The organism is Bacillus sp. AK031 (genome assembly GCF_053903065.1).
In genome coordinates, this window is the sequence record NZ_CP096424.1 from 2,324,480 (window position 1) to 2,345,871 (window position 21,392).

A 21,392-nucleotide genomic window follows, 5' to 3' on the forward strand; every position below is an offset into this window, starting at 1 on the left:
CTTCCTGCATATTCAGGGAGGCGGCTTTTTTATTTCCAGAAGTATTCACCAAAGGGGTTATCATTATGAAAAAACCTGTGCTGCATGCCGTTACCACTGGTGGGAAATCGGTTGAAGACACGGTGTCCGAGGCTTTACTGATCAGTCCATTTGTTGAGGCCATACATATAAGGGAACATGCCAAGACTGCCAGAGAAATATTTGAGCTGACGCAACTGATGATTAAAAAGGGTGTCCCTTCGGATAAGATCATTATCAATAACAGGGTAGATGCAGCAATGGCTGCCGGAATCAGCAGAGTTCAGCTGGGCTATCATAGTTTGCCTGTCAGTACTGTCAGAAATGCCTTCCCACAACTCTCGATCGGAAAATCCGTTCATTCCTTACAGGAAGCACTTCAAGCAGAAAGAGAGGGAGCGGATTATATTTTGTATGGCCATGTTTTTGAAACAGGCTCTAAATCGGGGCTGAAGCCTAATGGTTTAGAAGATTTGAGCTCCATTACCGCATCGCTTACTATACCAGTCCTGGCCATTGGGGGCATTAAGCTGGATAACCTGCATAAAGTTGTTAAAGCCGGTGTCTCTGGTATTGCTGTCATGTCAGGATTATTCAATACAGACAAACAAACAGAGACCGCCATAGCCTATCAAAAACAATTGGAGATGGTGTTTCATGAATAAGAAATACGACCTTATTGTTGTCGGAGGAGGAATTATCGGGAGCTCTATCGCATTTCAGCAAACAAAACTGGGCAGGAAGGTACTTATTCTTGATAAAAATAAATTATCATCCGAGGCATCCTCTGCCGCAGCTGGAATGCTTGGAGCTCAGGCCGAGATTGATGAAAACCTTGCCATGTTAAAGCTTGCCCTCAAAAGCCGCAGGATGTTTCCAACTCTGATTCAGGAGTTGGAGGAACTTACGGGCATTCATATTGGGCTTGTTAATAAAGGCATGATCAAAGTTGCACAAAATGAAAAAGAAATTACTTTATTACAAGAACAGGTTCAGTTCCATCGAGAGTGGGATTCCGGAGTCAGATGGCTGGACGGTCACACTTTGAAACAGCATGAACCTTTTCTTTCATCCCATCTATCAGGCGGGATGCTGATCCCGAATGACGGTCAACTCCAGGCTCCGCAATTATCACAGGCTTTTGCCAAAGCCGCCATGGCTAAAGGAGCGGACGTTATTGAATTTTGTGAAGTGGAGAAGCTGCTTTACAACCAACTAAGTGTGGAAGGTGTTAAGACATCGGTGGGGACATTTACCGCCGCGAATGTTGCCGTTACTTCCGGGGCTTGGGCTGGAAAACTTTTAGAAGAGACAGGAATTTCATTAGATATTTACCCTGTTAAGGGCGAGTGCTTCTCTGTCATTCCATCTCGCCCGCTGATCAATGCAACCATCTTTTCCGATCAAGGATGTTATATTGTCCCCAAAAGAGATGGCCGGATGATCATCGGGGCGACTAGCTGCTTGAACAGTTTCGATAAGAATGTTTCTTTGAAGGGGATTTCTGCCTTGTCCAAAAAGGCTCTTTCCCTGGTCCCCGACATCGGCAACGCAAGCTGGGAAAAAGCCTGGGCAGGAATACGTCCTCAGACGGGAGATGGTTTGCCCTATATAGGGATCCACCCTTCCATTGAAGGCCTTTATATCGCTGCAGGCCATTATCGTAACGGAATTTTATTAAGCCCGATAACAGGAAAAATAGTTTCGGATCTGATTGAAAATAGCGTTACGGATGAAGAAAGCAAATTATATGAAGCTTTCAGAGTTAACCGTACCAACCAAAGAATTTCCACTTCATAGGAGGATGTCCAATGAATCTAGTGATTAATAGTGATGCAGTGCAGGTTCCTGACTCTATAGAGACAGTGGAAGAAATGCTGGCACACTTTAAATTAGACAAGAAAGTCGCCATCGTAGAATTGAACGCTGAGATCTTGGAAAAAAGCAAACATGCAGAAACCAAGTTAGCCAATGGAGATATAGTTGAAATAGTACATTTTGTAGGAGGCGGATGAACATGTTGAAAATTGGTTCTTATGAATTTAAATCCAGATTGCTTTTAGGTACTGGTAAATATCCCGACTTTGATACCCAGAAGAAAGCCGTTGATGTGTCAGAAACAGAAGTACTGACGTTTTCCGTTCGACGCATGAATATTTTCGAACCGAGCCAGCCTAACTTTCTTGAAAAATTGGATACTGAGAAGTACACGCTGCTGCCTAACACAGCGGGTGCCAAAACAGCAGAGGAAGCTGTAAGGACAGCCAAACTCGCGAAGGCATCAGGCCTTTGTGACATGATCAAGGTCGAAGTGATCGGTGATTTTAAAACACTGCTGCCTGACCCGATCGAAACACTGAAAGCAACAGAAGAACTTCTGAAAGAAGGCTTTACCGTTCTTCCTTATACATCTGATGATGTCCTGCTCGCAAAGAGACTGCAAGAGATGGGTGTACATGCCATCATGCCTGGTGCTTCTCCTATTGGATCAGGCCAGGGGATTATCAACCCGCTTAATTTAAGCTTCATTATTGAGCAGGCAACAGTACCGGTTATTGTTGACGCCGGGATTGGTTCACCTGCGGATGCAGCTTATGCCATGGAGCTTGGTGCTGATGGCGTCCTTTTGAATACAGCTGTATCAGCGGCAAAGGATCCTGTTAAAATGGCGGAAGCAATGAAGCTTGCGATAGAAGCAGGCCGACTGGGATACGAAGCTGGACGGATTCCGAAGAAAAGATATGCAACGGCAAGCAGTCCCCTGGAAGGAATGAGTACTGTTTGACTGAACGCTATTCAAGACAAGAACTATTCAGCGGGATAGGAATGGAAGGCCAGAAAAAACTGGCGGAGAAACATGTACTTATCATAGGGGCCGGTGCGCTTGGAAGCGGCAATGCAGAAGCACTGGTTCGTGCAGGTGTCGGCAAAGTAACGATTGTTGACCGTGATTATGTCGAATGGAGCAACCTGCAGCGCCAGCAGCTGTACACAGAACAGGATGCCAAGGAACGTACACCCAAAGCTGTTGCAGCCAAGAACCGGCTCGATCAGATTAATTCGGAAGTCAAAGTGAAAGCAATCGTGACAGATGCTACAGTAGAAGATTTTGAGAGATTGCAAGATGGTATCGATCTTATTCTTGATTCTACTGATAACTTTGATACAAGAATGATCATAAATGATATATCCCAGAAATATAAAATTCCTTGGGTTTACGGCGCCTGCGTAGGGAGCTACGGAATCTCTTATACCATAATTCCAGATGAAACACCCTGCCTGCATTGTTTAATGGAATCCGTACCCCTTGGCGGTGCAACATGCGATACAGCAGGTATCATCAGCCCTGCTGTCGGAATGGTGGTTGCCTGCCAGACAGCTGAAACATTAAAAATTCTGGTGGAAGATTATTCCCACATTCGAAAGAAACTTGTAACCTTCGATTTATGGCAAAACCAAAATGCTTCAATTGCAGTAGGCAGTTTAAAAAAAGACGAGTGTCTCTCATGCGGTACTAAACCAACCTACCCATTTTTACAATATGAGAATCAAACGAAAACGGCTGTCCTCTGCGGAAGAAACACAGTCCAATTGCGGCCGCAGTCCCATCAGGATAGGGATCTGGAAACTTTGGCTGACACGCTGCGCAGCGCTGGGGGCAAGGTGGAAAGAAATCCATTCCTGCTTTCTTGTGAGATGGATGAGCACCGCCTGGTACTATTTAAAGACGGACGGGTACTGATTCATGGCACCAAAGATATTACAGAAGCGAAGAAAATCTATCACCGCTATTTAGGTTAGGAGGTTTAACATGGAAACAGTAAAAGCACTGACCATTGCCGGATCGGACAGCGGTGGCGGAGCAGGCATCCAGGCAGACCTGAAAACCTTTCAGGAATTGAAAGTATATGGGATGTCCGCCATCACAGCCGTAACGGCACAGAATACGTTGGGGGTCCAGGGCGTTTACCCTATGTCGTTGGAGGCCATTAAAGAACAACTCGGATCCATTGCCGTCGACCTTGCCCCTCAGGCTGTCAAAACAGGCATGCTGTTTAACAGTGATGTGATTGAAGTGGTGGCAAAAGCCATTGGCAAGTACCAATGGAACAATATTATTGTCGATCCGGTGATGATCGCCAAAGGAGGATCTCCACTTCTGCAAGAAGAAGCCATTGAGGCATTAAGGAAAAAGCTGATCCCGCTCAGCACTGTCATTACACCGAATATTCCTGAAGCTGAAGTAATTACCGGAATGAAAATTGACAGTTTCTCCAGACGGAAAGAAGCGGCTAATGCCATGATTGAATTGGGTGCACAGTCGGTAGTCATTAAAGGGGGACATGATGAAAGTGATTCCGCAGATGATCTTTTTTATGATGGAGTCACTTTTGAGACATTCAGTAAACCCCGGCTCCACACCAGTAATACTCACGGCACAGGCTGTACTTTTTCGGCAGCCATCGCAGCACAGTTGGCGAAAGGGCATTCTCTGCAGCAAGCCATTCAAGTAGCAAAATCATTCATCCATGAAGCCATCAAACAGGACCTCAAAATCGGTTCAGGACATGGACCTACCAACCACTGGGCCTATAACAGCCAGGAGCTGACACATGTTGAAGCTTAAGGAATCACTCTCTATATATTTTATTATGGGCAGTGTCAATTGCAGCGGAGATCCAAAGTCAGTGCTGCTTGATGCGATATCGAACGGTGTGACGATGTTCCAGTTTCGTGAAAAAGGGGAAGGTTGTCTCCAGGGTGAAAAGTCCATAAGGCTTGCAAAAGAGCTCCAGGCGATCTGCAGGGACCATGCTGTACCTTTCATTATTAATGACGATATTGAGTTGGCATTGCTACTTGATGCGGATGGAGTGCATATTGGTCAGGAAGATGATCATCCTCATCAAGTAAGGAAGCGTATCGGCGATAAGATCCTGGGGATATCGGCACATGATCCCGAAGAAGCAAGAAGTGCAATAGAAGCTGGTGCGGATTATCTGGGTGTCGGGCCGATGTTCCAGACAACAACAAAATCAAATACAAGGCCTGTCAGCGGCCCTGGTGTCATTAAACAGATGAGGACAGAAGGAATCCATCATCCGCTTGTCGGCATCGGGGGGATTACGCATAGGAATGCCGCACAGGTATTACAAGCAGGGGCAGATGGGATTGCAGTCATATCTGAAATCAGCAATAGTCCTTCTCCAAAGGATGCCGCTGCAAGATTAAAAGCTATAACGGATAATGTTAATCTGTGACTATACAAAACCCGGCTGGTCCAAAAGTCGGGTTTTGTATTATTTTTCAGAATTTTTTACAAAAATCGAAACATTCCTCTCTCTCCATTCGTCTAAATGGTAAAGAATTGTGAAGGGGAGAATATAAGTGAACTTTGAACAGAAGAAAACAGTACTGTTATTGATGGTAGCTTCGACGATTATCGGCATTGTCATTCGGCTTTTAGACGTCAGCCGTTCTTCACATGAACTCTTTTCCTTTTACAGTCTGGATATTCTGGCATTGTTGATCATCCTGGCCTGCAGTACAGCGGGACTTATACTATTAAAGGTTGAACCGGCACAGTTCGGAAAACAAAGGGGAATGTTTAGTGACGAATGATTTCTATTGTGATGAAGTATTAAGCGGCAAGACGAGAGTTGATAAAGTGAAAGAAACGAAAAACATATTGGCCTATCACCATACGAAACCCTTTTACCCTGTACATATTGTGGCCATTCCAAAGAAACACATTTCTTCTCTCATAACCTTGGAAGAGAAAGACTACGATTTATTGATGGAATTGATGCTGTCCATCAAAGAAATTGCGGCCTGGGTAACCGAAGAATACGATTCATGCAAAATCGTCACCAACCTGGGTAAATACCAGGACTCCAAGCATCTTCACTGGCATATCGTATCCGGTGATCCAATAGGAGGAAATCAGTAATGACAGAAATATATAATTGAATAGTTTCTTCAGGCACCTGTTCCTTTTAGTAGGATACAGGTTTTTTTTTCAGTCTAACGGAAAAGTTTTTTATAACATACTATATTCTTCCTTCAACATTAGCTACATAAGCCGATAATACTAGTATGGATATTGGCCAAAAGAAAGAGAAAAGACCAATACAAGAAAACTTATTGAGGGATTAGGGGTTGCTTTTATGAAAAAATTGTTATTCAAGGGTTCCAGGAAAACCCAAGAAAAATCAAGTCATTCCGCAGATATCTTCAGGGATCAGGTTAAGATTGATGTTCAGTCTGCCAATTATATAAAGCAAATGGAAATGATCAATTTGACCATGGATGATTTATGTTACATCAAAAAGCTGCAGCCATTTGTGAGTGGTCAGCTTGAAACCATAGTCGATCAATTTTACAAAAACCTCAGCAATGAGCCAGCACTGCTCGAGATCATTAACGATAACAGTTCAATTGAACGGCTGAAAAAGACTCTGCATAAACACATAGAGGAAATGTTCAATGGAATCATTGACAACTCATTCATTAAACAGCGTTTTGTCATCGCCCATGTGCATGTCCGCATCGGGTTGGAGCCAAAGTGGTATATGTGTGCGTTCCAGGATTTGTATCAATCTTTGCTTGAAATCATTGACAAGAATGCGGAAAGCTTTGAAGAATACAAGCTTTACAATCTTGCGGTTTCAAAAATATTGAATTTGGAGCAGCAGATCGTACTGGAAGCGTATGAGCAAGAAAACGACCGAATCCGTTCTGAAGCCGAAGATCTTAAAAAGAACATGATCCACAACGTTAACCGTAATGCTGAGGAACTTGCTGCCATTAGTGAAGAAACAAGCTCCGCCATCCAGGAGGTCGCCAATAAATCAAGGGAAATCGAAAGCGTCACTCAATTGGGATCTGAAATTGCCATCACGACTGAAGAACAATCAAACGAAGGAAAGAATAAGCTGAAGAGATTGGAAACTGTTATGAATGAAGCAGAGGCCAATATGAATAAGATATCTACTGATATGGAACAGCTCATTTCCAGTTCGAAAAAGATCGAGCAAATTGCTGTCATGGTTACAGCCATCGCTGATCAAACCAACCTTCTTGCCTTGAATGCCGCGATTGAAGCAGCACGCGCAGGAGAAAATGGCAAAGGCTTCGCAGTCGTGGCAGGAGAAGTAAGGAAGCTTGCCGAAAATACGAAAGATGCCGTCTCACAAGTCGGAAGTCTCATCAGCGAAATCAATGTTTCTTCATCTGCCATGTCCAAGACGATCCATGAAGTCAATGGGGGCATCCAGACAGGAGCGGTTGAAACAAAAGAGACAAATGCGTTCTTCGACCAGATACTTGCGTCCATGCTGCAAGTCAAGCAGCAGAATATGCAGATTGCCAAAGATATGGCTGACTTAACGGAGATTTTCGAAGATATCAGCGGAGCCGTGCAGCAGGTTGCTGTCACGTCTGATGAGCTTTCAACGGTTACAAACTCAATTGACTAGGGTTTCAGATCAAAAGGAAAATATTTCTTAAGAATATATTGACTTAAACCTGAAGATGCTTTATATTAATAAAAAATTTATATCAAACGAAGATAAGGACATGAGTTCTACTTAAACGGTCTACAGAGAGGGAAGGCACGGCTGAAAACTTCCTGACGCAGAGAGATGAACTTACCGCCTTGGAGTTGTATTGGTGAAACGAAAGTAATCAATACCGCAGATGCTGCGATAAAGCACCTGAAGCCGCCAATTTTTCAGAATGGCGGGAAGCTGGGTGGAACCACGGGTATAACACACACTCGTCCCTTTTACAGGGATGGGTGTGTTTTTTATTTTATAACGGAATAATGATAGCGATGACAAGGACATGAGTTTTTCATATATGCTCTACAGAGAGGGAAGGCACGGCTGAAAACTTCCTGATGCAGACAGAAGAATTTACCGCCTTGGAGCTGTATTGGTGAAACTCTTAGTAATCAATACCGCAGATGCAGCGATAAAGCATAAATGAAGCCGCCTCTGTATGTTCTTGGCGGGAAGCAGGGTGGAACCACGGGTATGACACACACTCGTCCCTTTTTAGAGGGATGGGTGTGTTTTTTATTTCTAATTTTATATAGGGAGTGGAGCAGCCATGAGTAAAGTACTCATTAAGTTTCCAGATGGAAATGAAAAAGAATATTCTGCGGGGATTTCATTAGAAGAGATTGCTTATTCAATCTCCCCCAGCTTGAAAAAGAAGTCAGCAGGCGGAAAAGTAAATGGTATAGTGTATGATATGAGACGCCCGATTATGGAAAGCGCAGATATTGAATTATTTGATATTCATTCACCCGAAGGCATTGAAATGATGAGGCACACTGCAGCACATATTCTTGCACAAGCGGTAAGAAGGATCTACGGTAAAGTCCTATTGGGAGTGGGACCTGTCATTGAGAATGGTTTTTACTATGATATGGATCTTGATACTAACATTGCAGAATCAGAGCTTGGACTGATTGAGAAAGAAATGAAGAAAATCATTTCAGAAAACCATCCTGTCCAACAGGAAGAGGTATCCAGGGATGAGGCCAAAGAACTTTTCGCCGAGGACCCTTTTAAATTGGAACTTATAAAAGACATTCCAGAGGGAGAATCCCTGACACTATACCGCCAGGGAGAATTCGTTGATTTATGCAGGGGGCCGCATGTTCCATCGACTGGTTTTCTGAAAGCAGTCAAATTAACTCATGTTTCAGGTGCTTACTGGAGAGGAGACAGCAGCAATAAAGTTTTGCAGCGAGTGTATGGAGTTGCTTTTCCAAAGCAGGGTGACCTTGAAGATTATTTCCATTTTATTGAAGAAGCTCAAAAACGAAATCATAAGAAACTGGGAAATGAACTGGAATTGTTTATGTTTTCAGAAGAAGCACCGGGTATGCCGTTCTATTTAAACAACGGCCAAAAGATGCGGAATGAACTTGAGTCATTCTTAAGACAGTTGCAGCATTCATTTGATTATGAAGAAGTACGGACACCTATCATGATGAACCAGCGGCTATGGGAACAGTCGGGGCACTGGGATCACTACAAAGACAACATGTACTTCTCTGAAGTCGATAATCAAAAGTTCGCACTGAAACCTATGAATTGCCCTGGTCATATGCTGATTTTCAAAAACAAGCTTCATTCCTACCGGGATCTGCCGATCAGAATGGCTGAATTCGGCCAGGTTCACCGCCATGAATTCAGCGGTGCGCTTAACGGGATGCTAAGGGTCCGGACATTCTGCCAGGACGACGCGCATATCTTTGTGACACCTGAGCAAATCGAAGGCGAAATCACTTCCGCATTGAAATTAATCGATTATGTATACAACACTTTCGGTTTTCAATATGATATCGAATTATCTACACGACCGGATGATTACATGGGTGATGAAGCACTGTGGGTCCAGGCAGAAAACGCGCTGCAAAATGTATTGAATAAACTCGGCTATAAATTCAACATCAATGAAGGCGACGGAGCTTTTTATGGACCTAAGATTGACATCCACATCAAAGACGCCCTGAAGAGAAGCCATCAGTGTGCGACTGTACAGCTGGACTTCCAGATGCCTGAGAAATTCGATTTGAATTATATAGATGAAAACAACCAGAAGGTCCGTCCAGTGGTTATCCACCGTGCCGTATTCGGTTCGATCGACCGCTTCCTCGGAATCCTGATCGAACACTTTGCTGGTGCGTTCCCACTCTGGCTGGCCCCGAAGCAAGTCAGCGTCATCCCTGTTTCAAATCAGCACCACCAGCAGTATGGTGAAGAAATCGTCCGACGTATGAAACAAGAGGGCATTCGTGTTGAATTAGACAATAGGGAAGAAAAGCTCGGTTATAAAATGAGGGAAGCACAAATGAAAAAGATCCCGTTTATTCTTGTTATTGGCGATAATGAGCTGGAAAATCAATCGGTCAATGTAAGAAAATACAGCGGTAAGGATTCAGAAGAAATCAAGCTGGAACAATTTATTGTTTCTCTTAAAGAAGCGATAGAAAGCAAAAGCCTTCAATAAAACAGAAAAACACCTGCCTTTAACGGCAAGGTGTTTTTCTATTTATAAAATTCAGGAAATATAATGAAATACAGAAACGAAAAAGGTAAAATACCAAAGGTACGAACTTTTTACATAAGGAGAGGATTTCATGGATTTAATGAATAAATGGGAACAGGCTGATCAATATTTCAGTGAAAAACTTCTCGGGGAAGATTCTATTATGGAATCAATTTTAAAAAGAAATAAAGAGTCCGGACTGCCAGAGATTGATGTTTCACCAAATCAGGGGAAATTTCTTCACTTACTGGTAAAATTGAATGGAGCCAGAAGAATCCTGGAAATCGGGACACTCGGCGGCTACAGCAGTGTATGGATGGGAAGAGCACTTCCAGAAGATGGCCAGCTTGTCACTCTCGAGTACAGTGAAAAACATGCAAGTGTGGCTGAAGAGAACATCCGCTCAGCTGGTTTGGAGAATAAGATCAGCATCATGACAGGTCCCGCTCTGGACACACTTCCCACTCTAAAAGAGAAGGGATACCCAGAGTTCGATCTGATATTTATCGATGCAGACAAACCTAATAATCCGCATTATCTCAATTGGGCATTAGAGTTTTCCCGCCCAGGCACAGTCATCATCTGTGACAATGTCGTAAGAAAAGGGAATGTCATTGATGAGCACAGTGAAGACCCGAGCATCATAGGCACCCGCCAGATGATCGACCTGCTTTCAGGCAATCCCAGAATCGACAGTACCGCTGTGCAAACAGTAGGCAGTAAAGGGTATGACGGTTTTGTGATAGGAATCGTCAAGTGAAATTATACTGATTCAAATTGGAGGGATAAAATGGTCACATTAAAACCCATGACTAATGAGGAGTTTGAAAAATTCTTAGCAAGAGCTGTCATTAATTATGCAGACGAAAAAGCAGCAGCAGGAAATTGGACAAAGGAAGAAGCGCTGGAAAATTCTAAAAAAGACTTTGAACGGCTGCTCCCTGATGGTGCCGAATCGGAAAATAATCACCTCTATACAATAATAGTTCAAGAGACAAACGCTGGTGCAATCTGGCTGGCAGAAATCGGCAATCAAACAGGATATATATATGACATTTACCTGGAGACAGAGCACCAAGGAAAAGGGTATGGCAAACAAGCTATGCTTGAAATCGAAAAGGTTGCTAAAAATTTAGGGCTTTCGAAAATCGAGCTTCATGTATTCGCCCATAATAAGACTGCAAGGAATCTATATGAAAAACTAAATTATGAAACAACTAATATTATCATGGCTAAAAAACTTTCTTAATAAAAGAAACCACCGGCATAGGCACAAATTCCGGTGGTTTCTTTTATTTAATTGGGTAAAACCGATCTCAGACTAGCTTAAACTCCTTTTTATCACATCATCATGGTGCATTATACCAAGAATGAACAAACACAACTGACTTTAGACCAATCTGCTGATTGAAAAAAATTCTGAAAAAGGTCTTGACGTCATTACCAGGTTCCTTGTATAGTCTTATATATACTTTAGTGCATAAAAGCATAAAAGCATAAAAGCGTTAAAGCAGAAAAGCAATTCACACACAATTACATATATGACAGTGTACGAAAGCAGTAGCGGGTAAGCGGGCAGTTACAGAGACTGAATGGGTGGTGTGAATTCAGGCAGCTTACAAGTGAATTACATCGTACTTTACAGCTGTCACACAATGAAGTGGATGGAAGTATTCTTCTTTCATCAACAAGGGTGGTAACGCGGAGCTCCTTCGTCCCTTATGGGTGAAGGGCTTTTTTGTATTCTTTTTTATAAGGGGTGCGGCAAAATGGTGATGACAAACGAAATGATTTCATTAGATTTTGAAAGAGTTAGTGAAACGGAACAACATGAAAGGCTGGATCACTTCCTAAGCCGAATGAAACCAAGAAGGGTAGTAAAATCCTTTTCATCCAGGGAAGTGTCAGAAGAAACACTCAGAAAAGCAATCTTGGCAGCAGGAACCTCTCCGTCAGGGGCAAACCAGCAGCCATGGTCATTTGTACTTGTGTCAAATCATGACTTGAGGACACAGATTAGCCAGAAATTGAGAGAGGATAAAAATATCATTGAGACAGCCCCATACCTTGTGGTCTTATTCAAGCAGAAGCACGGGGTGGAAGAGAACGAGGCGGGAGAGATGGTGAAGGTAAAACACTATTACCCTAATGAATCAACTGGGATTTGCGGAGGATTCTTTATTACTGCATTGAACCAGGCAGGTCTTGATTATCATCTGCACAAACCTATGAAATCTTTATCCAGGATGCTTAACAGACCAGACAATGAAGAGGCATTCATGCTCTTTTCCATAGGGATTGCTGAAGAATACAAAGTTTCAAAGAGTCATAGACCTGGGGACCATATTTCTTCAGATACAAAATTCAAAGTATCTTCTTTGATCTCCAATAAGCCTGATTCTATTTCAAAAGATTACTATAACAGTATCCGGAAGCGGCGGAATGTCAGGGACTTTTCTACAGAACAGGTTGACAGATCCTTGCTTGAAAAAGCCTTCCAGGCATTGGAGTCAAGCCCCTTTCAGGATTCTTACCGATTCGCTGTGATTGGCGACAGGGAGACGAAACAATTGATTAGGGATAAGGCTGAACAGGAAGAAAAGATCTTTTATGAAGAGAAGATCACTGATGAGTGGAGAGAGGCACTGAAACCGCTCGGTACGAATTGGGAAAAGGCACATCTTACGGATGCCCCATTCCTTATCATCGGATTTAAGGTAAGCATTGAGGAAGACAAGGAAACCATTTATTCTCATAAATCAAAGCCGGTTCTTGCATCAGCTGTCAATACAGGTATCCTGATGAGTGCCATCCATCATGCCAACCTCTGTATGCTGACCCATACACCGAGCCCTATGACATTCTTACGAGACCTGTTAGAACGGCCTAAAAATGAAGTGCCCATTGTCGTGGTTCCGGTCGGCTATCCGGCTGATAAATGTGAAGTGCCGAATATCAGTAAAAAACCTTTGGAAGAAATTCTAACAACCATCAAAGAAAGTGAAGGTGAACAACATGAAAACTGAATTAAAACGTGATTTAGGAAAGTGGCATGGATATGCCTTGATGATTGGCGGCATGATTGGTTCCGGTATCTTTGTCGTTACCGGAGAAGCCGGAGGGCAGGCCGGACCATCGGTGCCTTTTGGATATGTCGTCCTTCTTCCTGTACTTCTATGTTCCGCTCTGGCATACCTGATTTTCATGAGCTCTCCGCTGGGTAATAGTCCAGGAGGAGCTTATGTCCATATAAGCCGAACTTTCAATAATTACTTTGCCGGGTTCTTGTTCATGTGGTTCCAGTACATTGCACTGCTTGGTGTCATGGCGATCATGGCAATTTCCTTCGGCGATTACCTTACAGGAGTGATAGGAGGAGGGAACACCGCTATATTGGCTACTGTTCTATTAGTAGTATTCTATCTTTTGAATATCGTCGGTGTTAAATGGTTTGGCGTAGTTCAGCTTGTCATGTCGGCAATCCTATTTATCTCTATCTTGGTTCTTGTTGTACCTGGTATCTTCTTTATAGAAACGCAGAATTTTTCACCAATGCTCCCAAACGGGTGGAGCGGTTTTATCGCCATTCTTCCCTCTCTATTCTTTGCTTATTTTGGTTTCGAACAACTGGCACAGGCAGGAGGGGAAATGAAAGACCCGCAAAAAGCAATGCCAAGGACAATGCTGATCGGTTCATTTGCGACCGTCATCATTTACTTCCTGATTTCGATTGTTGCCTTCGGTGTTGTTCCATACGACCAGCTTGCCCAATCACAAAGCGCAATGTTCGATGTAGCGTCCGTTTACCTGCCGGCTGGAGGAAAGTGGATTGTTATGACAGGGATCATCATGGCCTTTGCCACAACTTTGAATTCCTTAGTGATGGTTGTTTCGCGAATCCTATTCGCCTTTGCTGAAGATCGAGTAATACCAGTCGGCATTGCCAAGGTAAATAAACGTTTTAATACACCGCATATTGCCATAACCATCAATACGATCATTGTTCTGTTCCTGATCTGGACAAGAACATTGGATTACCTGCTGAATGTATCGCTGCAAGGCATGTTCCTCATGTATATCGGTCATGCAATTGCAATGATGGCTTTGCCTTTCGTCCGCCCTGCATTATTTAATACCGCTTTGATTAAGCCGAAGCTGCCTTTGATTTTCTTCTGCGGTCTCTTTTCTTTAAGTGTACTGATTTTCTTCAGTTTCACACTGATCATGTCAGTTATTAAGATGCTGCTGATCTGGACTGCCGCAGGGATCATAGTATTCCTGGTCGGTAGATATCAGGGAAAAAGTAAGGAGTTTGACTATCAACTCCAATTAGAATCTGCCTGGAAAGATGAAAACCCATCACAGGCCATTTAATAAATATGACTGCTCACCACTAAAAAAAAACGGACTCCCTGATACAGAAGGGAGTCCGTTTTTTTTAGCAGGAAAACAACATTTTAAACCTCATATATCTATACATAATCCTTGCATGCCTTCCTTCTGGCGAATCTTCATGGATATGAGGGAGGAGCCGCTCCAGGAATTCTTCATCACATTGGCAGGAAGGTCCATAACGGCTATAACAATCATCATGAGCTTTACAAGCAGCATCAACCTCATTCAACGGGGCACCAGGTCCACTGCAGCCAGGTCCGCAGTACTTATAACCTGGAAAAAGACAAAGACGGGGACCAGAACATCTGTTTTCTCTCCGTTGCATTACCATTCCTCCTTATAAGGTTTGTATATATCAGCATATTCAGATGAAACAATATGGCTTGTTTTAAAGCCTATTGAAAACAGAAACTTGCTCCAAACCGGGACGTCCGTTGATACATTAGCATTTCACTCAACATATGATGCATAGAGAAACCCTTTGAGAGGAGGTTCAATATGTTCGGTAACTTCGAGAAAAAGACAGGCGTGAAAATGGATGACATCATGAAACTCGCTCAATCTGTGCAGAACACAAACTTTAAAGATGAACAGCAAGTGAGAAAGATCATTAAAAGAGTGGCTTCACTTGCCAATAAACCTGTTTCCAAAGAAAAAGAAGAAATGCTTGTCAAAGCCATCACAAGCGGGAAAGTTCCTAAAGATATGAATGAAATTCAGAAAATGATCAATAAAAAGCAGTAAGTAAACAAATGGCAGCCTGAGATCAGGCTGCTGTTTTGTTTGTTGGGGACGATCTCAGGAAGAAATATAATTTTTCAAAAACTAGTTGCTGAAAATTCTGAATTGTATTAATATTTACATAATAAGTGTTCGCTTTATAGAAGGGTGTGTATTTTTAGTACAAAAAAAGGAGGAGAGAGAAATTTAACTTAGGTAAGGATAGCGGGATATGATGAGGGGTTTTATAAATTATTTTTTTCCGTAAGAATAAAAAGGAAATCATAACGAAATTACATCATACAGTTATAGAAGAGCTTCCAATGAGATAGTACTGAAGGAGCTTTATTATTTTGATGGAACTGGTACGGACGTCGCGATGTATCACAAAAGTTAAGGAGGGAAGCTTATTTGATTGATACGAACAATCCCGTACCCTATCACCTGCAGATAAAGGAAATTATTGCAAAAGAAATAGCGATTGGAATCCATAAGGAAAGGATACCAAGTGAGAGAGATTTGATGGATCGATTTTCAGTAAGTCGTACTACTATCCGTGAAGCCATTTCACATTTAGTAAGTGAGGGGATTTTAGAAAAGGTGCATGGAAAAGGTACATTTATTTCGCAGAAAACACCTGTGCATGAATGGCTTGATTCGTTAAATAGTCTTACTGACACTGTGAAAAAAATGGGAATGGAACCAGGATCCCGTGTATTGAAAACTGCACTCGTTAAAGAAGATCGATTAATTGCGGATATGTTGAATGTTGATATTATTTTTACAATAGAACGACTTAGAACAGCTGATTCAATCCACATTGCAATTGAAAGACATTATTATGCGAGTGAAATAGGATTAAAGTTAGCAGAATATGATTTGGAATCCACAACCATATACGACCTCCTGGAAAACGATTTAGGAATAGAAATGGAGCAGGCTGAGCAGTTCATTTCCAGTAAAGTGGTTTCTAAAAAAGATGCTATGAATCTGGGAATACCAAGCGGTTCTAATATTCTATGTGTGGAAAGAGTCATTACAGATACTAAAGGGGAACCAATTGAATATTATTCAAGTATTTTCAGGCCAGATATGTACGTTTTCCGAATAAAGACAAAGCGCAAAAAGAAGTAGAAAAAATTTGCAGCGATTAGGAGAGGAGGCGCTGATTAAATGGCTGAGTTGTTTTTACCGAAGTGGACTAAGGTGGGGGTCAATTCATTTCACCAAATGGGAGAAGTAGCAAGAGAACTCCACGCCACTCATTTATTTGTGGTTACAGGCTCTTTATTTACAAAAGACCCTTTTAATTCTCAAATGGAGGAAATCATTAGAAAATATGGTTTAAAAGCTACATTTTTTTCAGGTTCTAAGGGTGAACCCACTACTGACGAATTGAACATGGCACTGTCTAAAGCGCAAGAGTGCAAAGCTGATTGTGTAGTAGCGGCAGGGGGCGGCAGTGTAATTGACTTAGCTAAAGCTCTTTCTGTAATGGCAGTCAACAGGGGAATCAGTCTTGATTGCATTCCGGATATGACAAGGATGAAGAGGCTTCCCTTAATAGCCATCCCCACAACAGCAGGCACTGGATCTGAAGCAACAAAGGTGACAGTCATTACAGATTCTGAAAGCAATATCAAAAAAAATCCAGCACATTATCAACTGATCCCTGATGCAGCTATTCTTGACCCCATATTAACCGTTAGTCTGCCAAGACAAATGACGGCTTACACAGGCCTTGATGCTTTAGCACATGCAATGGAGGCGTATGTTTCCACAAAAGCAACACCCATGAGTAGCCATTTTGCATTAGAAGCAATACGCATAATAGGCAAATGGCTTCCTAAGGTATATAAAGATTTAGATGATCTGGAGGCCAGGGAAAATATGCTTCTTGGAAGTTTCTATGCAGGAGTTGCATTTACCAATGCTTCCACCAACCTTGCTCACGCAACTGCAAGACCATTAGGGGCAAAGTTTCACATTCCTCACGGGTTGAGTGTGGCTCTATTGATGCCACTTGTTATCGAGGAAGGCCTGGATGTTTCTAAGAAGAGTTATGCCGATATAGGGATTGCTCTTGGAGGTGATAAGCAAGCCTCTAAGACAGAAATGGCGAGTTATACCCTTTCTAAAGTACGTCATTTCAATCAAGAATTCCAAATATGGCAAGATGGATCACAGTATATTAGGAATCGCAATCAATTTTCAGAAGCAATTCCCTATCTAACTCGAGATGCATTAGCTGGAAATGGGATTAAGACGAACTGTAAGGTACCAAACGAAAGCGATATTGAGAGAATCTATAAAAATCTATTAAATGTTTTAGAGGTTCATCAAGAAGTTCACTAGGCAAAATTAATTTGACTATAAAGGCTTTTTGATAGCAGGTCCTTAACGCTTAAGTTTGTAAACGCTTACTAAGAAGGCGCAAATCCTTTACATACACCATTAGTAGCTTTTCAAAAGGAAATTAAGTGCAAATATCACTGAATTATCAGGAGGGGAATTATGGGAGAGATGACAGGCGGCGAAGTAATTGCCAAGATGTTACGTGCTGAAAGTGTTGAGAAAGTATTCGGGATAATTGATGGGACTTATTTTGGGTTTTATTCGAATTTAGAAAATAATGGTGTCAATTTAATTACTCCCCGACATGAAACGAGTGCTGCACATATGGCTGGTGCCTATGCCAGAATCACAGGAAAATTAGGTGTCTGTATGGCCAGCAACGGACCTGGAGTTGCAAATATTTTACCAGGATTAGTCGTAGAAGAAGGGGAAGGAAACCGAGTCCTTGTCATTACAAGTGCCCGCAGGACCGGCATTATGTATCCTGACCGGGGTGGTACTTACCAATGTTTTGATCAAACAGGTGTCATTTCCAAAATCGCCAAATGGAGTGAAGCAGTTCCATCCTTTGACCGAATCCCAGAAATGATGCGGACAGCCTTGAGGAAATGCTATGAAGGGCGTCCCGGTGTAGTCCATATTGATATACCGGAAAACATCCTTAATTCAAAGCAGAAATGCGACCTTTCATTTTTGCAGCCGCACCAATATAGAGTTACTGAATTGCCCGGGGCTTCAGAAAATCAACTGAACAGCGCAGCAGAACTACTTATTAAAGCAGAATACCCTATCATCCATGCAGGAAGCGGAGTGATTCATGCACATGCCTCTGAAGAAGTAGAAATGACGGCGAATCTCTTGCAATCAATGGTGACGACAAGCTGGGCTGCCCGTGGAGCAATCCCTGAGACAAATCCGCTTATGCTTCCAATGATTCATATCGCAACCAATAATAAGTTAAGAAATGAAGCTGATGTAGTTCTCGTTCTTGGATCAAGACTAGGAGAAACGGATTGGTGGGGGAAAGCTCCTTATTGGAATTCAAACCAAAAAGTGATTCAAGTTGACTTGGACCCAGGCATATTGGGTGCGAATAAGCCGGTGGACCTGGCTATTCAGGCAGATGTGAAAACCTTTTTGACCCAACTTTACGAGCAGCTAAATAATCGCAGAAATGAATTATCATTAGACAAGCGAAAAGCCAAAAACGAGAAAATCATCTCTGAAAAAGAGAAAAACCGTAAAAAACTGAATCAACATTTAGAAGATATGGCTGTGCCAATGAATTCAGCACATGTCCCTGCAGTTTGCCAGAAAGCTTTTCCGGAAGATACAACGTTTGTTCTTGATGGGGGCAATACAGTAATATGGTCCAATTTTTTCTATCAAGTCAATAAACCAGGTTCTGTTATCTCAACATATAAATTTGGCATGCTGGGGGCTGGACCAGGTCAGGCACTCGGAGCTGCAGCAGCAAATCCGGAACGACCTGTGTGCTGTATAATCGGTGATGGGGCAATGGGCTTTCACCCACAAGAAATTGAAACGGCTGTCAGAAATGATCTACAGGTCATTTTTCTTGTGATGTGTGATAAGCAATGGGGAATGGTGAAGATGAACCAGCAATTTGCGCTTAAACCAGTCAAGACACTAATAAAAAAATCATTAAGCCCTGAAGAAACAATCAATGCGGATTTAGGGGTAATCCAATTTGATCAACTTGCTGAGAGTATGGGAGCCCATGGAGAACACGTCAATGACCCTAGAGATCTCCAGGCAGCAATTGAGCGGTCTCTAGAAACTGGTAAATGTTCAGTCATTCATATTGACGTTGATCCTGTAAAGCATATGTGGGCACCTGGACTAAAGTATTTTAAAGATATGCATCAAGAACCGAAAGGGAAATAATGAGTATTGATCAGATACAACTTAATTTCAGTCCGACTACTCTTACTATCTTAAATATTGTTATTGGTTTCATTATGTTTGGAGTAGCATTGGATTTAAAACTATCTGATTTTAAAAGGACATTCTCTACCCCTAAACCCATTTTGATAGGAATTACAGCCCAGTTTTTATTGCTGCCAGCTTTGACATTTCTGTTGGTTTCAATGATTAATCCGGTTCCAAGTATAGCATTGGGATTATTCATGGTTGCTGCGTGCCCTGGTGGTAATCTTTCAAACTTCATTACCTACCTGGCAAAAGGGAATACGCCTTTGTCCATCTCAATGTCCGCAGTTTCTACCGTAGTTGCAATCTTTATGACCCCTGTAAATGTCATGTTTTGGGGGTCTCTATATCCCGGTACAGATTCATTGATCCGGTCTTTTACGATAAACCCTGCTGATATGTTGTTTACAATTTTTCTTATGCTCGGTCTCCCGCTTGTGGTAGGAATGTTAATCCGATATAAGCATCCTGAATGGGCAGCAAAGGTTAATAAAGCGATGAAGTACGTTTCCATTGTATTCTTTATCTTATTTCTTTTGGCATCCTTAATCTCCAACTTCAATTACTTTGTTGAGTTTGTAGGAATGGTGGTTTTTGTGGTCTTTTCACAAAATCTAATCGCCATCCTTTCCGGGTATTTTTCTGCTAGATTATTCAGGCTTCCGGAAGGAGATCGCAGAGCTATCGCTATTGAAGTAGGGATTCAGAACTCCGGATTAGGATTGGTCTTGATCTTCAATTTCTTTAATGGTTTAGGAGGTATGGCTATTGTTGCTGCATGGTGGGGAGTGTGGCATTTAATTTCAGGACTATCAATGGCAGCTTTCTGGTCAAGAAGGGAACCAAAAGCTGCACCACCTGTAAATGGGGGGATTCAGGCATGAACATATTGATTACGGGGGCAGCTGGATATCTGGGAAGTACGCTTTTAAAAAAACTAATTGAGAGAATCGATCATTCAGACCTAAAATGGAATATCATTGCAGCAGACATTAAACAAATATCCATAAATCACCCTAATGTTAAGTATGTAGAATTAGATGTTCGTTCCCCAAAGGTGGCAGATGTCATTTTGCAACATCAAATCGGGACCGTTGTTCACCTGGCCTCCATTGTGACACCCGGCAGGAAAAGTAACCGTGATTTTGAATACTCTGTTGATGTACTTGGTACAGAGAACATCTTGAAAGCCTGTGTTGCCAATAATGTAAAACGGATTATTATCACTTCAAGCGGAGCGGCATATGGTTATCATCCGGATAATCCTGAGTGGATCAAAGAAGAACAGCCTATTCGAGGAAATGAAGCATTTGCCTATTCATATCATAAGCGCCTCGTGGAAGAGCTCATGTCCAGATATAGAAGAGAGCACCCTGATTTAGAACAAGTGATTTTCCGCATCGGAACCATACTTGGTGAATCTACCAATAATCAGATTACAGCGCTGTTTGAAAAGAAAATGGTACTAGGAATTTCCGGTTCAGAAAGTCCTTTTGTCTTTATTTGGGATCAAGATGTCGTAGAATGCTTGTTAAGAGCGATAAGCGGAAGCAAAACAGGAATCTTTAATGTCGCCGGAGATGGAGCACTTTCTATTGGTGAGATAGGATCCATACTGAGAAAGCGTGTACTGCGCATACCAAATTGGGTTATAACGCCATTGCTTTTCATCTTAAAACGATTGTCCTTAACGCAGTATGGAGAAGAACAAGTCAACTTTTTGCGCTATAGGCCAGTATTGGATAACCAAAAATTAAAGAGTGAATTTGGCTATGTACCTAAATATTCTTCCAAGGAAGTTTTTGAATACTTTTTATCAAAGAAAGCGAACAAGGAGGTAACCATTTCGTCTTTAAATCGTGAGAAGACAAAGGTCGGCTAAGGCT

General features: G+C 42.2%; 22 protein-coding genes, 2 pseudogenes and 1 other annotated feature. Of the genes and pseudogenes, 22 read left to right on the plus strand and 2 right to left on the minus strand.

Annotated elements, in window-relative coordinates; all coding sequences use genetic code 11:
* Positions 1–65: 65 nt before the first annotated feature.
* From tenI to M1E09_RS12095, 16 genes and pseudogenes are all read left to right on the plus strand, one after another.
* Positions 66–683 (plus strand): thiazole tautomerase TenI, encoded by a 618-nt coding sequence (gene tenI, locus M1E09_RS12020; protein WP_456271112.1) that lies wholly within the window; start codon positions 66–68, stop codon positions 681–683.
* Complete coding sequence (gene thiO, locus M1E09_RS12025) at positions 676–1,818, plus strand: glycine oxidase ThiO (protein ID WP_456271113.1); 1,143 nt, start codon at positions 676–678, stop codon at positions 1,816–1,818. The genes tenI and thiO overlap by 8 nt, the downstream gene beginning before the upstream one ends.
* A gap of 11 nt (positions 1,819–1,829) precedes the next feature.
* The gene (thiS, locus tag M1E09_RS12030; RefSeq protein WP_456271114.1) at positions 1,830–2,033 is read left to right on the plus strand and encodes a sulfur carrier protein ThiS; all 204 of its coding nucleotides are present in this window, start codon (positions 1,830–1,832) and stop codon (positions 2,031–2,033) included.
* Positions 2,030–2,803, plus strand: a complete 774-nt coding sequence (locus M1E09_RS12035; protein WP_456271115.1) for a thiazole synthase — start codon at positions 2,030–2,032, stop codon at positions 2,801–2,803. Before thiS ends, M1E09_RS12035 begins: the two co-directional genes overlap by 4 nt.
* On the plus strand, positions 2,800–3,819 hold the full coding sequence (locus M1E09_RS12040) for a thiazole biosynthesis adenylyltransferase ThiF (RefSeq protein ID WP_456271116.1): 1,020 nt from the start codon (positions 2,800–2,802) through the stop codon (positions 3,817–3,819). Before M1E09_RS12035 ends, M1E09_RS12040 begins: the two co-directional genes overlap by 4 nt.
* Before the next feature lie 10 nt (positions 3,820–3,829).
* A complete protein-coding gene (gene thiD, locus M1E09_RS12045) occupies positions 3,830–4,645 on the plus strand; it encodes a bifunctional hydroxymethylpyrimidine kinase/phosphomethylpyrimidine kinase (RefSeq protein WP_456271117.1) in 816 nt (271 codons plus the stop codon).
* Positions 4,632–5,279 (plus strand): thiamine phosphate synthase, encoded by a 648-nt coding sequence (gene thiE / locus M1E09_RS12050; protein WP_456271118.1) that lies wholly within the window; start codon positions 4,632–4,634, stop codon positions 5,277–5,279. The genes thiD and thiE overlap by 14 nt, the downstream gene beginning before the upstream one ends.
* Before the next feature lie 127 nt (positions 5,280–5,406).
* Positions 5,407–5,640, plus strand: coding sequence for a hypothetical protein (locus M1E09_RS12055; protein WP_456271119.1), 234 nt, complete (start codon positions 5,407–5,409; stop codon positions 5,638–5,640).
* Positions 5,630–5,968 carry an HIT domain-containing protein gene (locus M1E09_RS12060; RefSeq protein ID WP_456271120.1) on the plus strand — a complete coding sequence of 113 codons (339 nt, stop codon included), beginning with the start codon at positions 5,630–5,632 and terminating at the stop codon, positions 5,966–5,968. The genes M1E09_RS12055 and M1E09_RS12060 overlap by 11 nt, the downstream gene beginning before the upstream one ends.
* A gap of 355 nt (positions 5,969–6,323) precedes the next feature.
* Positions 6,324–6,686, plus strand: a pseudogene (locus M1E09_RS12065) (protoglobin domain-containing protein); the annotation flags it as partial.
* A 9-nt stretch (positions 6,687–6,695) separates the two neighbouring features.
* On the plus strand, positions 6,696–7,496 hold the full coding sequence (locus tag M1E09_RS12070) for a methyl-accepting chemotaxis protein (RefSeq protein ID WP_456274973.1): 801 nt from the start codon (positions 6,696–6,698) through the stop codon (positions 7,494–7,496).
* Positions 7,497–7,843: 347 nt separating this feature from the next.
* Positions 7,844–8,076: a binding site (T-box leader), on the plus strand.
* Between the two features lie 54 nt (positions 8,077–8,130).
* Positions 8,131–10,044: a threonine--tRNA ligase gene (gene thrS, locus M1E09_RS12075; RefSeq protein ID WP_456271121.1), complete on the plus strand. Its 1,914-nt coding sequence runs from the start codon at positions 8,131–8,133 to the stop codon at positions 10,042–10,044.
* A gap of 130 nt (positions 10,045–10,174) precedes the next feature.
* Positions 10,175–10,843: an O-methyltransferase gene (locus M1E09_RS12080; RefSeq protein WP_456271122.1), complete on the plus strand. Its 669-nt coding sequence runs from the start codon at positions 10,175–10,177 to the stop codon at positions 10,841–10,843.
* Positions 10,844–10,873: 30 nt separating this feature from the next.
* Entirely contained in the window at positions 10,874–11,332 is a 459-nt protein-coding gene (locus tag M1E09_RS12085) for a GNAT family N-acetyltransferase (RefSeq protein ID WP_456271123.1), read from the plus strand.
* Positions 11,333–11,852: 520 nt separating this feature from the next.
* The gene (locus tag M1E09_RS12090) at positions 11,853–13,109 is read left to right on the plus strand and encodes a nitroreductase family protein (protein ID WP_456271124.1); all 1,257 of its coding nucleotides are present in this window, start codon (positions 11,853–11,855) and stop codon (positions 13,107–13,109) included.
* A complete protein-coding gene (locus M1E09_RS12095) occupies positions 13,099–14,457 on the plus strand; it encodes an APC family permease (protein WP_456271125.1) in 1,359 nt (452 codons plus the stop codon). Before M1E09_RS12090 ends, M1E09_RS12095 begins: the two co-directional genes overlap by 11 nt.
* Positions 14,458–14,547: 90 nt before the next feature.
* Here the strand turns inward: M1E09_RS12095 and M1E09_RS12100 are convergent, their stop codons facing one another.
* Both M1E09_RS12100 and M1E09_RS12105 read right to left on the minus strand, forming a co-directional pair.
* Positions 14,548–14,703, minus strand: coding sequence for a hypothetical protein (locus M1E09_RS12100; RefSeq protein WP_456275057.1), 156 nt, complete (start codon positions 14,701–14,703; stop codon positions 14,548–14,550).
* A pseudogene (locus M1E09_RS12105) lies at positions 14,699–14,809 on the minus strand (phospholipase); the annotation flags it as partial. The gene M1E09_RS12100 and the pseudogene M1E09_RS12105, both read right to left, overlap by 5 nt.
* Before the next feature lie 167 nt (positions 14,810–14,976).
* Here M1E09_RS12105 and M1E09_RS12110 point away from each other — a divergent pair.
* From M1E09_RS12110 to M1E09_RS12135, 6 genes are all read left to right on the plus strand, one after another.
* Entirely contained in the window at positions 14,977–15,222 is a 246-nt protein-coding gene (locus tag M1E09_RS12110) for a stage VI sporulation protein F (protein WP_456271126.1), read from the plus strand.
* Positions 15,223–15,609: 387 nt separating this feature from the next.
* Positions 15,610–16,332 carry a GntR family transcriptional regulator gene (locus tag M1E09_RS12115; RefSeq protein ID WP_456271127.1) on the plus strand — a complete coding sequence of 241 codons (723 nt, stop codon included), beginning with the start codon at positions 15,610–15,612 and terminating at the stop codon, positions 16,330–16,332.
* A 39-nt stretch (positions 16,333–16,371) separates the two neighbouring features.
* Positions 16,372–17,553: an iron-containing alcohol dehydrogenase gene (locus M1E09_RS12120; protein ID WP_456271128.1), complete on the plus strand. Its 1,182-nt coding sequence runs from the start codon at positions 16,372–16,374 to the stop codon at positions 17,551–17,553.
* A gap of 159 nt (positions 17,554–17,712) precedes the next feature.
* Positions 17,713–19,461: a thiamine pyrophosphate-binding protein gene (locus M1E09_RS12125; protein WP_456271129.1), complete on the plus strand. Its 1,749-nt coding sequence runs from the start codon at positions 17,713–17,715 to the stop codon at positions 19,459–19,461.
* Complete coding sequence (locus tag M1E09_RS12130) at positions 19,461–20,390, plus strand: bile acid:sodium symporter family protein (protein ID WP_456271130.1); 930 nt, start codon at positions 19,461–19,463, stop codon at positions 20,388–20,390. Before M1E09_RS12125 ends, M1E09_RS12130 begins: the two co-directional genes overlap by 1 nt.
* Positions 20,387–21,388, plus strand: a complete 1,002-nt coding sequence (locus M1E09_RS12135; protein ID WP_456271131.1) for an SDR family oxidoreductase — start codon at positions 20,387–20,389, stop codon at positions 21,386–21,388. Before M1E09_RS12130 ends, M1E09_RS12135 begins: the two co-directional genes overlap by 4 nt.
* Positions 21,389–21,392: the final 4 nt, after the last annotated feature.

What these genes read in the sequence shown, in the direction of transcription:
- tenI (WP_456271112.1), top strand. Translation starts at nt 66, where the DNA reads ATGAAAAAACCTGTGCTGCATGCCGTTACCACTGGTGGGAAATCGGTT.
- thiO (WP_456271113.1), top strand. Translation starts at nt 676, where the DNA reads ATGAATAAGAAATACGACCTTATTGTTGTCGGAGGAGGAATTATCGGG.
- thiS (WP_456271114.1), top strand. Translation starts at nt 1,830, where the DNA reads ATGAATCTAGTGATTAATAGTGATGCAGTGCAGGTTCCTGACTCTATA.
- M1E09_RS12035 (WP_456271115.1), top strand. Translation starts at nt 2,030, where the DNA reads ATGAACATGTTGAAAATTGGTTCTTATGAATTTAAATCCAGATTGCTT.
- thiD (WP_456271117.1), top strand. Translation starts at nt 3,830, where the DNA reads ATGGAAACAGTAAAAGCACTGACCATTGCCGGATCGGACAGCGGTGGC.
- thiE (WP_456271118.1), top strand. Translation starts at nt 4,632, where the DNA reads ATGTTGAAGCTTAAGGAATCACTCTCTATATATTTTATTATGGGCAGT.
- thrS (WP_456271121.1), top strand. Translation starts at nt 8,131, where the DNA reads ATGAGTAAAGTACTCATTAAGTTTCCAGATGGAAATGAAAAAGAATAT.
- M1E09_RS12080 (WP_456271122.1), top strand. Translation starts at nt 10,175, where the DNA reads ATGGATTTAATGAATAAATGGGAACAGGCTGATCAATATTTCAGTGAA.
- M1E09_RS12085 (WP_456271123.1), top strand. Translation starts at nt 10,874, where the DNA reads ATGGTCACATTAAAACCCATGACTAATGAGGAGTTTGAAAAATTCTTA.
- M1E09_RS12090 (WP_456271124.1), top strand. Translation starts at nt 11,853, where the DNA reads ATGGTGATGACAAACGAAATGATTTCATTAGATTTTGAAAGAGTTAGT.
- M1E09_RS12095 (WP_456271125.1), top strand. Translation starts at nt 13,099, where the DNA reads ATGAAAACTGAATTAAAACGTGATTTAGGAAAGTGGCATGGATATGCC.
- M1E09_RS12100 (WP_456275057.1), bottom strand. Translation starts at nt 14,703, where the DNA reads ATGAGGTTGATGCTGCTTGTAAAGCTCATGATGATTGTTATAGCCGTT.
- M1E09_RS12110 (WP_456271126.1), top strand. Translation starts at nt 14,977, where the DNA reads ATGTTCGGTAACTTCGAGAAAAAGACAGGCGTGAAAATGGATGACATC.
- M1E09_RS12120 (WP_456271128.1), top strand. Translation starts at nt 16,372, where the DNA reads ATGGCTGAGTTGTTTTTACCGAAGTGGACTAAGGTGGGGGTCAATTCA.
- M1E09_RS12125 (WP_456271129.1), top strand. Translation starts at nt 17,713, where the DNA reads ATGGGAGAGATGACAGGCGGCGAAGTAATTGCCAAGATGTTACGTGCT.
- M1E09_RS12130 (WP_456271130.1), top strand. Translation starts at nt 19,461, where the DNA reads ATGAGTATTGATCAGATACAACTTAATTTCAGTCCGACTACTCTTACT.
- M1E09_RS12135 (WP_456271131.1), top strand. Translation starts at nt 20,387, where the DNA reads ATGAACATATTGATTACGGGGGCAGCTGGATATCTGGGAAGTACGCTT.